This window comes from Macellibacteroides fermentans (assembly GCF_013409575.1).
Lineage (GTDB): Bacteria > Bacteroidota > Bacteroidia > Bacteroidales > Tannerellaceae > Macellibacteroides > Macellibacteroides fermentans.
Window position 1 is genome coordinate 1004599 of sequence record NZ_JACCCY010000002.1, and the last position, 13791, is coordinate 1018389.

Consider the following 13791-nt stretch of genomic DNA (forward strand, 5'->3'; position numbering starts at 1 on the left):
AGCCAACTATCAATAATTGACTTTGCCTTTCTGTAGATACATAAATCGAATGGGTATATGTCATACCAATTTCGGACAATAAGGTGAACCGGAAGCCAGGGCCTCCGGTTTCAGGTTATCGCACCGGAATCTTGCAAATTCTTTTTTCATGACGACCACCGTCGAAAGGGGTTGAAAGAAACGCTTCGAGTACCTTTTTAGCCTCTTCGTTGCTTATAAAACGGGCAGGAAGCACCAGCACGTTGGCGTCGTTGTGTGCACGACCCAGACGGGCAAGTTCCGGTTCCCAGCTGATGGCAGCACGGACTCCCTGATGTTTATTAAGCGTCATGGCTATACCGTTGCCCGAGCCGCATATACCGATACCCGGATATACTTCGCCTGCTTCGATGGCATTGGCCATGGGATGGGCATAGTCGGGATAATCGGTGCTTTCGGCAGAGTTTGTGCCGAAGTCCTGCCAGGAAATACCCTTTTCATCCATTACTTGCTTCAGATACTCTTTCAGCTCGTAACCGGCGTGATCACTGCAAATTCCTATTTTTTTCATGCCAATAATTCTTTTACCTGCTTGTAAACGTTTGCTCCGGTGAATCCTAATTTCTCATCCAATACGGTGTAGGGTGCAGAGAAACCGAATGATTCGAGTCCCCATACCTTGCCGTTTGAACCAACCAGGCCTTCCAGATTAACCGGCAGACCGGCTGTTAAACCAAATACCTTTTTACCCGAAGGGATAACCGATTCCTGGTAAGCCTTAGGCTGACTGCGGAACAGGCCTTCCGAAGGAACAGATACGATGCTTACCTTGATGCCATCGGCACGAAGCAAGGCTGCACCTTCCACAAGGGTAGATACTTCAGAGCCGGATGCCAGTAATACCACGTCGGCATTGGCGTCTGCTTCAACAACATAGGCTCCCTTTTCTGCCTGAAGCGCTTCGGTGGCACGACAGTTTACGGCAGGAAGGTCTTTGATATTTTGTCTTGACAGGATCAATCCGGTAGGAGTAGCGGTGTTTTCCATAGCCATCTTCCAGGCAACGGTCGTTTCCTGTACGTCGGCCGGACGAAGCACCAACATAGAGTTGTGTCCTTTATGATTTTTCAGTTTCTCCATCAAACGGATCTGAGCTTCCTGCTCTACCGGTTCGTGGGTAGGACCGTCTTCTCCAACACGGAATGCATCGTGGCTCCAGATAAACTTAACAGGAAGTTCCATCAGGGCAGCCATACGGATGGCGGGTTTCATATAATCGGAGAATACAAAGAAGGTTCCGCAGGCAGGAATTACACCGCCATGCAAAGCCATACCGATACATACGCAGGCCATGGTAAGTTCGGATACGCCGGCCTGGAAGAAGGCTCCGGAGAAATCACCCTTTACAAAGGCATGTGTTTTCTTAAGGAAACCGTCGGTCTTGTCGGAGTTGGACAAGTCGGCAGAAGATACCACCATGTTCTCAACCTGGGTAGCCAATACGCTAAGCACCGTTGCCGAAGCTGTACGTGTAGCCTGGTTTGCTTTTTGTTCTACTGCACTCCAGTCTATAACAGGAGCTTTGCCGGAGAAGAACGTCTCCATCTTGGCAGCCAATTCCGGGTTTTCTTTGGCCCAGGCAGCTTTGGCTGCTTTCTTTTCGGCTACAATCACTTTCAGCTCTTCGGCTCTTTTGGCATACAAAGCGGCCACTTCGGGGAAGATTGCGAAAGGTTCATCTGGGTTACCACCCAGATTCTTGATTGTATTTTCTATAGATGCACCTGCGGCTGTTAAAGGTTGGCCGTGGGTGGATACTTTATTGGCATAGCAACCGTTGGCTGCGTCTACCGCTCCTTTACCCATCAGTGTGTTACCGATGATAAGAGTGGGTTTTTCTGTTTCAGCCTTAGCTGCTGTAAGGGCGGCACGGATTTCGGCAACATCGTTACCGTTTATCGTAATCACCTTCCATCCCCAGGCTTCATACTTCATGGCTACATTTTCAGAATCCACTTCGTCCACTTTCGTTGAAAGCTGGATGTTGTTGGAGTCGTAGAACATAATCAGGTTGTCTAGTCCCAGTGTGCCGGCAACACGGCCAGCTCCCTGCGAAATCTCTTCCTGAATACCACCATCCGAAATGAATGAATAGATGGTTTGATTCATCACCTCGCCAAAGCGTGCCTTCAGGAATTTAGCGGCAATAGCGGCACCTACAGCATAGGTATGTCCTTGTCCCAGCGGACCGGAAGTGTTTTCTACACCACGTTTGATGTCTACTTCCGGGTGACCGGGAGTAGGGCTTCCCCATTGGCGGAACTGCTTTAGTTCGTCTAACGAATACTTGCCTGTTAATGCCAAAACGGAATACAACATGGGAGACATATGACCCGGATCCAGGAAGAATCGATCGCGTCCTTCCCATTCGGGATTGGCGGGATCAAATACCAAAAATTCAGAAAACAGCACATTCGCGAAGTCTGCACCACCCATAGCGCCTCCCGGGTGACCGGATTTCGCTTTTTCTACCATGGACGCAGCAAGAATACGAATGTTATCCGCTGCCTTGTTCATAACTATACTATCGTTCATCTTTTTAAGAGGATTGTAATTTTTTGCAAATATAGACATTCTAATTTATTAATACCCTACAAAAGGGAAGATAACCTATAAACAAAACTACTTTGGGAAAGGTTTTTGGTTTTTATTGTACTTCTTCTTATGACTGGTTTTGCATATTTTTTAAAATTCTTTCTTTTTCTGAATTGTGTTTGCTTTTTAATTTGTAATATTGGACAGTTAATCACATACAATTTGGAAAGCCATGAAAAAGTTCTATTCCACCATTTTGTTTTTGTTCTTTATCGTTCTTTTTGCCGGTGCTGTTCTGGACGGGAAGACTCCCGCCAATTACTTTGCAGGTAAATGGGATGTAACCGTAGTGGGTACGCCTCAGGGAGACGCCCGACTGATTGTTTGCCTGGAAGAAAAGGATGGAAAGCTAACGGGGAAGATTGTAGATCCGGCCACAAATACGGAGATCAGTCCCATTTCCGACCTCACACAAGCAGAAAAAACGGTTACTTTCTATTTCAATGCACAAGGCTATACCGTATCTTTGCAGCTGAAAGAAAAAGATAAGAACAGTGTTACCGGCAGCATGATGGATATGTTTGATGCCTCCGGTACCCGAATCGAAAAAAAATAGACTATGTTGATATTGCTTTCTCCGGCCAAAACAATGACAGGTTCTTCGCCTGTCGCAGCGCCGGATAAAACAGTGCCCGCCTTCGAAAAGGAGGCTGCGGAGCTGGCTTTGTATTTATCCCAATCGTCCGTAGAGGATTTATCCCGTATGCTGAAAGTGAACACTACCCTGGCTGCCGGGAATTACCGGCGCTTCAAGGAGTTTCACTCCGCCGATGTTCCTTCGCTGCAGGCGGTGCTTGCCTATACGGGGATTGTTTTCAAGTATTTAAACCCGGCAGGTTTTACGGAAGCCGACTTCCGTTATGCGCAGTCGCATTTGCGGTTCACCTCTTTCCTGTATGGCTTGCTGCGTCCGCTGGATGGTATTAAATGCTACCGTCTGGAAGGCGATGTGCGGTTGCCCGAATTGAATGGGTTGACTATGTTCGAGTATTGGAGGAGCAGGCTGACCGACAAGCTTATCGAAGATTGCCGCAGTGCCGGCGGAATATTGGTGAACCTGGCCAGTGCAGAGATGAAGTTGTTGTTCGACTGGAAACGGCTTACTGCCTCGGTGCAGGTGGTTACTCCCGAATTCAGGATCCCGAAGAACGGAAAGCTGACTACCGTGGTGATCTACACTAAAATGGCAAGGGGGGAAATGTCGCGGATGATTTTGAAGGAACGCCTCGGCAGGGTAGAGGATTTAAAGAAGTTCTGCTGGGAGGGATTTATGTTCCGTCCCGATTTGTCGGATTCCAATGTGATGATGTTTGTGCAGGAGGGTGTTTGATCTGGAGGAATGGATGTCTTCGGATTCATAAATCTTCCTGAGAATAAAACCTGTGATTATTGTCTTTTTAGTTCGCTTATTGGGGTAAATGGATGGAATGTCCTACTCTAATGTCGTATACTTCCCTGTAATGATGCGGGTTCTGACTTCAAAATGTCCTATCAAATGTCCTAACCTTCTTAAATATAGTATGCATATTTAAATACTCTTATAAAAAAAACCGGAATTTAAGACTTTTCTGATGGATTGTGCTTGTAGGGAAATCCTACTTTGGTTCCGGATTTTTTCGCATTTTCCGGCCTGTTGGTTTCCGTAAATTCATTTTCGCTTTTGGAAGCGAATGGATGTCGGTGGACTTTGAATTACTTTCCGGTTGCAATGTTACGACTTTATATTGAATATAAGCCTATGATTTATGACTTATTTTTTAAATGTTTTCGCTTTGCAGGCAAGGGAGGTTGTATTATTTGGAACTATGTTCCACAAGATGAACCGTCTATAAACAATTAAAGGATGTCATCCCGACATCCCCTAACCAAACTTTGTTAACCTTAAATCTAATACTATTATGAAAAAACCACGATGCAAAGATACAGTTGTCTAAAGTGTTTGTCAAGTCTTTTATCTATAAAACATGTTAAACAACATATAATATTTGATAATAGGTGGGTTTAGAAGCGAATCAGATCTCTATTTTCTCGTCATCTTGGGTGAACTTACAGGTAATTATAGTATCTTTGGGCTTTGTGAAATGCTAAAATTATTCCCTATGTCAGTAAAACAGTATATTGAAACAAATAAAGAGCGCTTCCTCGGGGAGTTGTTCAGTCTGATACGAATCCCGTCCATTAGTGCAAAAAGCGAACATAAGCCGGATATGATTGCCTGTGCCCAAAAGTGGACAGAGCTTTTGCTGGCTGCCGGAGCCGATAAGGCCGTGGTGATGCCTACCCAGGGTAATCCGGTTGTATATGGCGAGAAGCTGATTTCGCCCGATGCTCCCACGGTGCTGGTGTATGCGCATTACGACGTGATGCCTGCCGAGCCGCTCGACCTGTGGAAGAGCGATCCTTTCGAACCCGAAATCCGCGACGGCCGTATCTGGGCACGTGGAGCCGACGACGATAAGGGGCAGAGTATGATTCAGGTGAAAGGTTTCGAGATTGCTTTACGCGAAGGACTGCTGGGATGTAATGTGAAATTTATATTTGAAGGCGAAGAAGAGATCGGATCGCCCAGTCTGGAGTCGTTCTGCGAAGCAAACAAGGAGCTGCTCAAGGCGGATGTGATTCTTGTATCGGATACCAGCATGGTGGGTAAAGAGACGCCGTCGCTTACAACAGGGCTGCGTGGACTGGCATACTGGGAGATTGAAGTAACGGGTCCGAACCGCGATTTGCATTCCGGGCACTTTGGCGGGGCTGTTGCCAATCCCATCAATATGCTGTGTAAGCTGATGGCCGATATCACTGATGCCGACGGACGCATTACCATCCCTCATTTCTACGACGATGTGGAGGATGTTTCTGCAGTAGAGCGCGAGATGATCGCCCAGATTCCTTTCGATGAGGCTGCTTACAAGAAAGCCATCGGGGTGGAGGAGCTGTTCGGCGAGAAGGGTTGGGCAACCCTTGAACGTAACAGTTGCCGGCCTTCGTTCGATATCTGTGGTATCTGGGGTGGCTATACCGGCGAGGGCTCCAAAACGGTTTTACCTTCCAAAGCCTATGCCAAGGTGTCGTGCCGCCTGGTTCCGCACCAGGATCATCATAAGATTTCCGAAATGTTTGAAAAATATATCGCCAGTGTGGCTCCTGCCTGTGTAAAGGTGAAGGTTACTCCTATGCACGGAGGCCAGGGATATGTGTGCCCCATCGATCTGCCGGCTTACAAGGCTGCAGAAGAGGCTTGTACGATTGCCTTCGGTAAAAAGCCGTTGGCTGTACGCCGCGGAGGAAGTATTCCGATTATCTCTACATTCGAACAGGTGTTGGGAGTAAAGACTGTCCTGATGGGCTTCGGCCTTGAGCAGAATGCCATCCATTCACCCAATGAGAGCTGCGAGCTAGAGCTTTTCTACAAGGGTATTGAGGCTGTGGCTGAGTTTTACCGTATTTATAAATAATTTCTATTCTATTTTATTGATTGTACATGCAAAATAATCCGATTATAAAACAGGCGCTTAACGGCACCGGAATTACAGAACTGAACGAGATGCAGCAGGCTGTGCTTAAAGCAGGCACATCCAGGGATATGATATTGCTGAGTCCCACGGGTTCGGGTAAGACCCTGGCTTTTTTGCTGCCATTGCTTTCTACCTTCACCAACGAAGAAAAGAAGATCCAGGCGCTTATCATCGCTCCCTCACGCGAACTGGCCCTGCAGATTGAGAGTGTGTTCCGTTCGTTGGGTTCGGGCTATAAAGTGAACTGCTGCTATGGCGGTCACCCGATGCGGACCGAGAAGAAGAGTCTGGAGCATCCTCCCACGTTGCTGATCGGAACACCGGGACGTCTGGTGGATCATATCGAACGGGGTAACGTAGACCTGGAGACGGTGCGTACCCTGATTCTGGATGAGTTTGATAAATCCCTCGAACTTGGATTCACCGAAGAGATGAAGGTGATTCTCTCGCATCTCCCCAGGGTGAAGAGACGGGTACTTACTTCCGCCACTTCCGCTATTGAGATTCCTGCATTTACGGGTATTACAGAGCCGGTGAGACTCTCATTTCTGGAGGATAAGAAGAAGGAGGAGGGGCAGCTTTCCATTCGTCTGGTACGTTCGCCTATCAAAGATAAACTGGATACCCTGTACCGCCTGCTGGGCGAACTGAACGGCGAATCTGCGCTGGTGTTCTGTAACTTACGCGAAGCGGTGGAACGCGTGAAAGATTACCTGGGAAGTCAGGGTGTTGAAGCCGGTATGTTTCATGGTGGCATGGAGCAGCTGGACCGCGAGCGTGAACTTTCCTTTTTCCGCAACGGAAGTACCACGGTGTTTGTGTCTACCGATCTGGCGGCCCGTGGACTGGATATTCAGGAGGTGAAGCATGTAATCCACTATCACTTGCCGGTAAATGAAGAGGCCTATGTGCATCGCAACGGCCGAACGGCCCGTATGCATGCAACAGGCAATGCCTGGCTGATATTGAACGATGTGGAAACGGTACCCGAGTATATTGTACAGGAGCCCGAAGAGTATTACCTTCCTTCTAAGGTGAAGGAGCCGGTACGTCCGGAATGGGTTACTTTAACCATGAACCGGGGAAAGCGCGACAAGCTTAGCAAAAAAGATATCGTAGGTTTCCTGTTTCAGAAAGGTGGCCTTGAAAAGGACCAGCTGGGAATTATTGAGGTGAAGGAAGGAAGTTCGTTTGCTGCTGTAAAGCGAGAAGCTTTCGCTGCGATGCTGGAACGGATCCGGAATGAAAAAATAAAGAATATGAAGGCAATCTTTAAATGATCGTTTATGAGCATATTGATAAAAGGGGCTTTGCTCCGGGGAGAGGTTACTGATATCCTGATTGAAGGAAAGTATATCAGGGAGGTGGGCCCATCGCTTACCGTTACTGCGGATAGCTGTCTGGATGGCACTGGTAAAGCTGTGATTCCCGGGTTTGTGAATACCCATACCCATGCAGCGATGACGCTCTTTCGTGGTTTTGCGGATGATATGCCGCTGATGCCCTGGCTGGAAGAAAAAATCTGGCCCAACGAAGCTAAGCTTACAATCGAGGATGTGTATTGGGGATCCCGGTTGGCTTGTCTGGAGATGATAAAAACCGGCACCACCACATTTTTGGATATGTATCATAAACATCAGTCCACTGCTCTGGCTGTGGAGGAGATGGGACTGCGCGCCACCTTGTGTGCGGTTGCTTTCGACCATTTTCAGCCCGAAAAAGCAGAAAAGGCCAAAGCATACATCCGGAAGAGCTTCGACGAGAGTATGGGATACAGCAAGCGGATCCGTTATGCTTTGGGGCCGCATGCCATATATACGGTGTCTGGCGAACTGCTGCAATGGCTGGATGAATTTGCCAATGAGAATCAGTTGCCCCTGCATTTGCATTTGTCGGAGACTGCAACCGAGGTGGAAAATTCGATCCGGCAGTTCGGCTTGTCGCCCGTCCGCTATCTGTATAAGTTAGGCATTCTGTCGCCGCGCCTCATACTGGCCCACGCTATCTGGCTGGATAGTGATGAAATCCGTATGTTGGCCGACCATGGGGTAAAGGTGGTTCATAATCCGCTGTCAAACATGAAACTTGCTTCGGGTATGGAGTTTAAATACAACGAGATGAGGGATGCCGGGGTAGTGGTAGGATTGGGAACCGATGGTTGTGCTTCGTCCAATAACCTGGATATGGTAGAGGCCATGAAGTTTGCCTCTCTGCTTGGTAAAAGCTGGCGGAAAGATCCGGAGGCGATGCCTGCGGGCGAAATGGTACGGATGGCTACGGCCAACGGTGCGCAGATTTTAGGATTGAACGCCGGCGAGATTAAACCGGGAACCCTGGCCGACCTGAGCCTGATTAATTTAAAGTCGCCCGCTTTCACTCCCAACTTCAACTTGGAATCGAACCTGGTATATGCTGCCAACGGAAGCTGTATAGATACGGTTATCTGCGATGGGAAAATCCTGATGCAGAATGCCCGTGTTGCCGGTGAAGAAGAGATTCTGGAAAAGGCAGCAGCCGTGGCATACGACCTGATGAAGAGATAGAGGCTATGACTTTCGACTGGATGGCGCTCTGGTATGCCATTCTGAGTGCTATGTATTGAAATTATGTTTGTGGTTTTCACTTCAAGAAAGTAGAAAAATAGAATTATGGAAGAACAGATGAAATTATACAACGAAGCAGCCGAATACATTGCTTCATGCATTGGGGAGACTCCCCGGATTGCTATCATATTGGGTAGCGGATTAGGTGCCCTGGCCGAACAGCTTACCGATGCGGTTGTTGTGCCCTATAAAGAAATTCCACACTTTGCCCGCTCTACAGCCGACGGGCACAAAGGTAATCTGATTTGCGGAAACCTGGGGGATGTAAGGGTGCTTGCCATGCAGGGCCGCTTTCACTATTACGAAGGTTATACCATGCAACAGGTTACCTTCCCCATCCGGGTGATGAAATTGCTGGGAGTGGAGATTCTATTGGTTTCCAATGCGGCGGGAGGTATCAATACAACGTTTAAGATAGGAAATCTGATGATCATTACCGATCATATCAATATGTTGCCCAATCCGCTGATCGGACCAAACAACGAGGCCTTCGGTACCCGTTTCCCGGATATGACACGTACGTACGACCGCGAGCTGATTGCCCGTATGGAAGAGATAGCCCGCGAAAAGAACATTCCCTTAAAGCGGGGTGTGTATGTGGGACTGACCGGCCCATCTTACGAAACTCCGGCCGAATATGCTTTTTACGGAAAAGTCGGGGGTGATGCCATAGGTATGAGTACGGTGCCCGAAGTTATTATCGCTCGGCACTGTGGTATCAGGGTGTTTGGGATGTCTGTAATTACTAACGAAGGCTATCACTTTGCCGACGATTTTGTGAACAGCGGCGAAGACGTTATCAAGGCAGCCAATGAGGCCTCTGCGATAATGACAACCCTTTTCAAGGCCCTGGTCGCCCGGATATAATATGTATACTATTATTTAATTTTATATACTACCATGAAAGATACGAGAAGAGATTTTCTTAAAAAAGGAATGGCTGCCGGTGTGGGTGCTTTGTTTATCCCAGAATTGGCTAAAGCTGCGGTGGCCAACCAAACCGCTGTGAAGGCAGCACCCCTTAAACTAAAAAAAGATGCTGTAATCTTGTTTCAGGGAGATTCTATAACCGATGCAGGCCGCGATAAGGCAAACAACCGTTGCAATACGTTGGAGCAACTTGGTTATGGATATTCCCTTTTTACGGCGACAAGCATCCTGGAAAAACATGCGGCAAGTCAGCCTAAGATTTATAACAAAGGTATCAGCGGCAACAAAGTATTTCAGTTACGCGAACGATGGGAGATGGATTGCCTTGCGCTGCAACCCGACGTACTGAGTATATTGATTGGGGTGAACGATTACTGGCATACGTTGAGCGGAGGTTATAAGGGAACTGTAGAGATCTACGAAAACGACCTGCGCGATCTGCTGAAATATACAAAAGAAAAATTACCCAACGTACGCTTCGTTATTTGCGAACCTTTTGCCTTAAAAGGCGGATCGGCCATCGAAAACGAACGTTGGTTCCCCATGTTCGATGCCTACAGGGTGGTAGCGGCAAAGCTGGCCAAAGAATTTGACGCCATATTTGTTCCCTTCCAGTCGGGATTTGATGCCGCCATGAAGGTAGCCCCTGCACGGTATTGGGCAGGCGACGGCGTACACCCCGATCTGCCCGGCCGTCAGCTGATGGCTAACATGTGGCTTGAAGCAACGGGATTAAAATAAAAGCATGCTGCAGACAACTTGCAGAAAGTGCGGAGTGCAAATATAGAAGTATATCTTTTTATAACTGGTTGATATCCTTGATGGAGTAAAAATGTTGTGAAAAAAATAACAAAGATGTTTGGTCAGTATTAAAATAACCTCTATATTTGCACCCGTTATCGCGAAAGTAGCTCAGTTGGTAGAGCATAACCTTGCCAAGGTTAGGGTCGCGGGTTCGAGTCCCGTCTTTCGCTCAAACAAAAGAGTAGCATGAGGTTACCTTTCAAAAAGTGTTGAAGCAGCCCGGGTGGCGGAATTGGTAGACGCGCTAGTTTCAGGTACTAGTGTAAGTAATTACGTGCAGGTTCGAGTCCTGTTCCGGGCACCACTTCTATGCGCAGGTGGTGGAATTGGTAGACACGCTACTTTGAGGGGGTAGTGCCGGTTTCGGTGTGTGAGTTCAAATCTCATCCTGCGTACTGCGAAAGCAGGCTACTCTAGGTGGGTGGTCTGCTTTTGTTATTTAGCTCCTTTTCTATACGTGATGCTAGTCTGGAAAATGAGATAAATATGTTTTTATTAGGGTAAAAAGTTGCGTAAGCTGAAAACTATGATTAACTTTGCGCCCTGATTATGAGAGATTATATCGAATAGTTGCAAGTAATATAAAAAATAAAGGAAGATAGCGATGTCTAAGATTTGTCAAATTACCGGAAAAAAAGCAATGGTTGGCAACAACGTTTCGCACTCTAAAAGGAGAACGAAGCGTAAGTTTGATGTTAACCTGTTCACAAAAAAGTTCTACTGGGTAGAGCAAGATTGTTGGGTTAGCCTGAATATTTCAGCCGCAGGCTTGCGTACTATCAATAAGATAGGATTGGATGAAGCAATTAAAAAAGCTGCTGAAAAAGGTTATTTAAACGCTTAATTTGGAGGAAATAAGAAATGGCAAAGAAAGCAAAAGGAAATAGAATTCAGGTTATTCTTGAGTGTACTGAACACAAAGAAAGCGGTATGCCCGGTACTTCCAGATATATCACTACGAAGAACAGAAAGAATACAACAGCAAGAATTGAGTTGAAAAAATACAACCCAATCTTGAAGAAGATGACAGTTCATAAAGAAATTAAGTAATAGGAGATTTAAACAATGGCAAAAAAAGTAGTAGCAGCGTTTAAAAAAGGCGACGGTCGTACTTACTCTAAAGTAATCAAGATGGTAAAGTCTCCGAAAACAGGTGCATATACCTTCCAGGAAGAAATGGTTCCTAACGAAGCTGTAAAAGATTATTTCGCGAAATAATTGCACGCAAACGCATAAAAAAAAGGATGTCCCCCAAAAGGACATCCTTTTTTATTTTATTCCACTTTTGATCCGTTTGATTACCTTTTAAACGGAATAATTTCTTAATTTTGCTCTGTTGTAATTTTTGAATAATAATAACAGATAAATAAATAAAGAGCTATGAGATTCGATGTATCAAGTACTGCGCTACTTTCCCGCCTGCAGTCTATAAGCAAAGTAATTGCGTCTAAAAATTCTTTGCCAATACTGGACAGCTTCCTTTTCAACCTGGAAGGAAATAAATTAACAATGACAGCATCCGACTCCGAAACACGGTTGGTCACCTCTGTCGATGTAATGAATGCGCAGGGTAGCGGAGTATTTGCAGTCTCTGCAAAGATTCTGTTGGAGCCTTTGAAAGAGCTTCCCGAACAACCGCTTACGTTTGATATCAACGACGACAATCTGGAGATTTTCATTCATTTCCAAAATGGTAAATACAACTTTATCGGACAGAAAGGGGATACCTATCCGCAACAAAAGCCATTGGGACAGAACGTTGTTTCCATCCTTGTAGATGCACAGACATTGTTGAATGGTATCAGCCGTTCCATTTTTGCCACGGCGGACGATGAATTGCGTCCGGTTATGAATGGTATTTATTTCGATATCCATCCGGATAATCTTACTTTTGTTGCGTCCGACGGACATAAGTTGGTTCGTTTGCGTAATCTGTCTGTAAAATCGTCGGAAAAGGCATCTTTTATTCTTCCAAAGAAGCCGGCTAACCTGCTGAAAGCCGTGCTGGCAAAGGAAAGCGAAATGGTTACTATTAAGTTTGACGACAACAATGCTTACATCAACTGTACTAATTTTGAGATGGTTTGCCGTTTGATTGAAGGACGCTTCCCCAATTATAACAGTGTAATTCCTCAGAACAATCCTCATAAAGTAATTATCGACCGTTTGTCGTTCCTGAATGCTCTTAAACGTGTTTCGGTTTTCTCTAATCCGGCAAGTAGTCTGGTTAAACTTCAACTAAAGGAAAATCAGCTGAAAGTTTCGGCTCAGGATATCGATTTCTCTACTGCGGCAGAGGAACTTATCGCTTGTCAGTTTGCGGGTGTGGAGTTAAGCATCGGGTTTAAGGCTACTTACCTTATCGAAATATTGAACAATATCAATTCGACCGAAGTTGTGGTTGAATTGGCCGATCCTTCCAGAGCGGGACTTATCATCCCGGCCGAGAACGAGGAGAATGAGGATCTGTTGATGTTGCTCATGCCAATGATGTTAAATGACTAACAATTAAATAATGCAATTAAACTTAAAGAATCCGCTGGTTTTTTTCGATTTGGAAACTACAGGGATAAATATTGTAAAAGATCGTATTGTAGAGATTTCGTATGTGAAGGTTTTCCCCAATGGTAAGGAGGAGGTAAAAACGAGAAGAATTAATCCGGAGATGCCTATTCCTGCAGAATCTACTGCCATACATGGGATTACAGACGAGGATGTAAAGGATTGTCCCACGTTCAAGGAGATTGCCAAATCTTTGGCAGCACAGATTGAAGGATGCGATCTGGCAGGATTTAATTCAAACCGTTTCGATATTCCGTTGCTTGTGGAAGAGTTTCTGCGTGCAGGGGTGGATCTGGATCTTAATAAAAGAAAGTTTGTGGATGTGCAGACCATCTTCCATAAGATGGAACAGCGTACCCTGGCGGCCGCCTATAAGTTTTATTGCGATAAAAGTCTTGAAAATGCACACTCGGCCGAAGCCGATACCTATGCAACTTACGAGGTGCTTAAGGCGCAGCTTGACCGGTATCCGGAGTTGGAAAATGATATCAAATATCTTTCTGAGTTTTCCAGCTTTAATACGAATGTAGACTTTGCCGGACGCATGGTTTACAACGATAAAGGGGAAGAGGTTTTTAATTTTGGTAAATACAAAGGTCAACGTGTGGAAGATGTGCTTAAAAACGACCAGGGGTATTATGGCTGGATGATGCAGGGCGATTTTCCTTTAAATACAAAGAATGTGCTTACCCAGATTAAATTGAGAAGCTTCAATTCCAAATAATCAGCTTACACATACAGGC

Annotated in this window: 14 protein-coding genes and 3 tRNA genes; 15 read left to right on the forward strand and 2 right to left on the reverse strand. The window is 46.0% G+C overall.

The window, feature by feature from the left end:
- Nucleotides 1-115: 115 nt before the first annotated feature.
- Both rpiB and F5613_RS09105 read right to left on the reverse strand, forming a co-directional pair.
- Entirely contained in the window at nucleotides 116-550 is a 435-nt protein-coding gene (gene rpiB, locus F5613_RS09100; RefSeq protein ID WP_068180004.1) for a ribose 5-phosphate isomerase B, read from the reverse strand.
- Nucleotides 547-2574, reverse strand: a complete 2028-nt coding sequence (locus F5613_RS09105) for a transketolase family protein (protein ID WP_179399494.1) — start codon at nucleotides 2572-2574, stop codon at nucleotides 547-549. Before F5613_RS09105 ends, rpiB begins: the two co-directional genes overlap by 4 nt.
- A gap of 232 nt (nucleotides 2575-2806) precedes the next feature.
- Here F5613_RS09105 and F5613_RS09110 point away from each other — a divergent pair, with 232 nt between their 5' ends.
- The 15 genes from F5613_RS09110 to F5613_RS09180 all read left to right on the forward strand — a co-directional run bounded on the left by F5613_RS09110 (nucleotide 2807) and on the right by F5613_RS09180 (nucleotide 13772).
- Complete coding sequence (locus F5613_RS09110; RefSeq protein WP_179399495.1) at nucleotides 2807-3190, forward strand: hypothetical protein; 384 nt, start codon at nucleotides 2807-2809, stop codon at nucleotides 3188-3190.
- 3 nt (nucleotides 3191-3193) lie between these two features.
- The gene (locus tag F5613_RS09115) at nucleotides 3194-3964 is read left to right on the forward strand and encodes a YaaA family protein (protein WP_179399496.1); all 771 of its coding nucleotides are present in this window, start codon (nucleotides 3194-3196) and stop codon (nucleotides 3962-3964) included.
- Between the two features lie 769 nt (nucleotides 3965-4733).
- Nucleotides 4734-6089 (forward strand): dipeptidase, encoded by a 1356-nt coding sequence (locus tag F5613_RS09120; RefSeq protein ID WP_079683375.1) that lies wholly within the window; start codon nucleotides 4734-4736, stop codon nucleotides 6087-6089.
- Between the two features lie 26 nt (nucleotides 6090-6115).
- On the forward strand, nucleotides 6116-7429 hold the full coding sequence (locus tag F5613_RS09125) for a DEAD/DEAH box helicase (RefSeq protein ID WP_179399497.1): 1314 nt from the start codon (nucleotides 6116-6118) through the stop codon (nucleotides 7427-7429).
- Nucleotides 7430-7435: 6 nt separating this feature from the next.
- Nucleotides 7436-8692 (forward strand): amidohydrolase, encoded by a 1257-nt coding sequence (locus tag F5613_RS09130; RefSeq protein ID WP_179399498.1) that lies wholly within the window; start codon nucleotides 7436-7438, stop codon nucleotides 8690-8692.
- Between the two features lie 105 nt (nucleotides 8693-8797).
- The gene (locus F5613_RS09135; RefSeq protein WP_079683320.1) at nucleotides 8798-9619 is read left to right on the forward strand and encodes a purine nucleoside phosphorylase I, inosine and guanosine-specific; all 822 of its coding nucleotides are present in this window, start codon (nucleotides 8798-8800) and stop codon (nucleotides 9617-9619) included.
- Between the two features lie 33 nt (nucleotides 9620-9652).
- Nucleotides 9653-10423: an SGNH/GDSL hydrolase family protein gene (locus F5613_RS09140; RefSeq protein ID WP_179399499.1), complete on the forward strand. Its 771-nt coding sequence runs from the start codon at nucleotides 9653-9655 to the stop codon at nucleotides 10421-10423.
- A 160-nt stretch (nucleotides 10424-10583) separates the two neighbouring features.
- A tRNA-Gly gene (locus F5613_RS09145) sits at nucleotides 10584-10656 on the forward strand.
- Nucleotides 10657-10703: 47 nt separating this feature from the next.
- Nucleotides 10704-10790: transfer RNA gene (locus F5613_RS09150), tRNA-Leu, on the forward strand.
- 7 nt (nucleotides 10791-10797) lie between these two features.
- Nucleotides 10798-10881 (forward strand) — tRNA-Leu (locus F5613_RS09155).
- 209 nt (nucleotides 10882-11090) lie between these two features.
- Nucleotides 11091-11330 carry a 50S ribosomal protein L28 gene (gene rpmB, locus F5613_RS09160; protein WP_079683318.1) on the forward strand — a complete coding sequence of 80 codons (240 nt, stop codon included), beginning with the start codon at nucleotides 11091-11093 and terminating at the stop codon, nucleotides 11328-11330.
- A 17-nt stretch (nucleotides 11331-11347) separates the two neighbouring features.
- Complete coding sequence (rpmG, locus tag F5613_RS09165; RefSeq protein WP_079683317.1) at nucleotides 11348-11536, forward strand: 50S ribosomal protein L33; 189 nt, start codon at nucleotides 11348-11350, stop codon at nucleotides 11534-11536.
- Between the two features lie 15 nt (nucleotides 11537-11551).
- Complete coding sequence (locus tag F5613_RS09170) at nucleotides 11552-11704, forward strand: DUF4295 domain-containing protein (RefSeq protein WP_079683316.1); 153 nt, start codon at nucleotides 11552-11554, stop codon at nucleotides 11702-11704.
- A gap of 162 nt (nucleotides 11705-11866) precedes the next feature.
- A complete protein-coding gene (gene dnaN / locus F5613_RS09175; protein WP_179399500.1) occupies nucleotides 11867-12991 on the forward strand; it encodes a DNA polymerase III subunit beta in 1125 nt (374 codons plus the stop codon).
- A gap of 10 nt (nucleotides 12992-13001) precedes the next feature.
- Entirely contained in the window at nucleotides 13002-13772 is a 771-nt protein-coding gene (locus F5613_RS09180; RefSeq protein ID WP_179399501.1) for a 3'-5' exonuclease, read from the forward strand.
- The last annotated feature ends 19 nt before the right edge of the window (nucleotides 13773-13791 follow it).

Coding starts and splice junctions, on each gene's coding strand:
- rpiB (WP_068180004.1), bottom strand. CDS start 550: ATGAAAAAAATAGGAATTTGCAGTGATCACGCCGGTTACGAGCTGAAA.
- F5613_RS09105 (WP_179399494.1), bottom strand. CDS start 2,574: ATGAACGATAGTATAGTTATGAACAAGGCAGCGGATAACATTCGTATT.
- F5613_RS09110 (WP_179399495.1), top strand. CDS start 2,807: ATGAAAAAGTTCTATTCCACCATTTTGTTTTTGTTCTTTATCGTTCTT.
- F5613_RS09115 (WP_179399496.1), top strand. CDS start 3,194: ATGTTGATATTGCTTTCTCCGGCCAAAACAATGACAGGTTCTTCGCCT.
- F5613_RS09120 (WP_079683375.1), top strand. CDS start 4,734: ATGTCAGTAAAACAGTATATTGAAACAAATAAAGAGCGCTTCCTCGGG.
- F5613_RS09125 (WP_179399497.1), top strand. CDS start 6,116: ATGCAAAATAATCCGATTATAAAACAGGCGCTTAACGGCACCGGAATT.
- F5613_RS09130 (WP_179399498.1), top strand. CDS start 7,436: ATGAGCATATTGATAAAAGGGGCTTTGCTCCGGGGAGAGGTTACTGAT.
- F5613_RS09135 (WP_079683320.1), top strand. CDS start 8,798: ATGGAAGAACAGATGAAATTATACAACGAAGCAGCCGAATACATTGCT.
- F5613_RS09140 (WP_179399499.1), top strand. CDS start 9,653: ATGAAAGATACGAGAAGAGATTTTCTTAAAAAAGGAATGGCTGCCGGT.
- rpmB (WP_079683318.1), top strand. CDS start 11,091: ATGTCTAAGATTTGTCAAATTACCGGAAAAAAAGCAATGGTTGGCAAC.
- rpmG (WP_079683317.1), top strand. CDS start 11,348: ATGGCAAAGAAAGCAAAAGGAAATAGAATTCAGGTTATTCTTGAGTGT.
- F5613_RS09170 (WP_079683316.1), top strand. CDS start 11,552: ATGGCAAAAAAAGTAGTAGCAGCGTTTAAAAAAGGCGACGGTCGTACT.
- dnaN (WP_179399500.1), top strand. CDS start 11,867: ATGAGATTCGATGTATCAAGTACTGCGCTACTTTCCCGCCTGCAGTCT.
- F5613_RS09180 (WP_179399501.1), top strand. CDS start 13,002: ATGCAATTAAACTTAAAGAATCCGCTGGTTTTTTTCGATTTGGAAACT.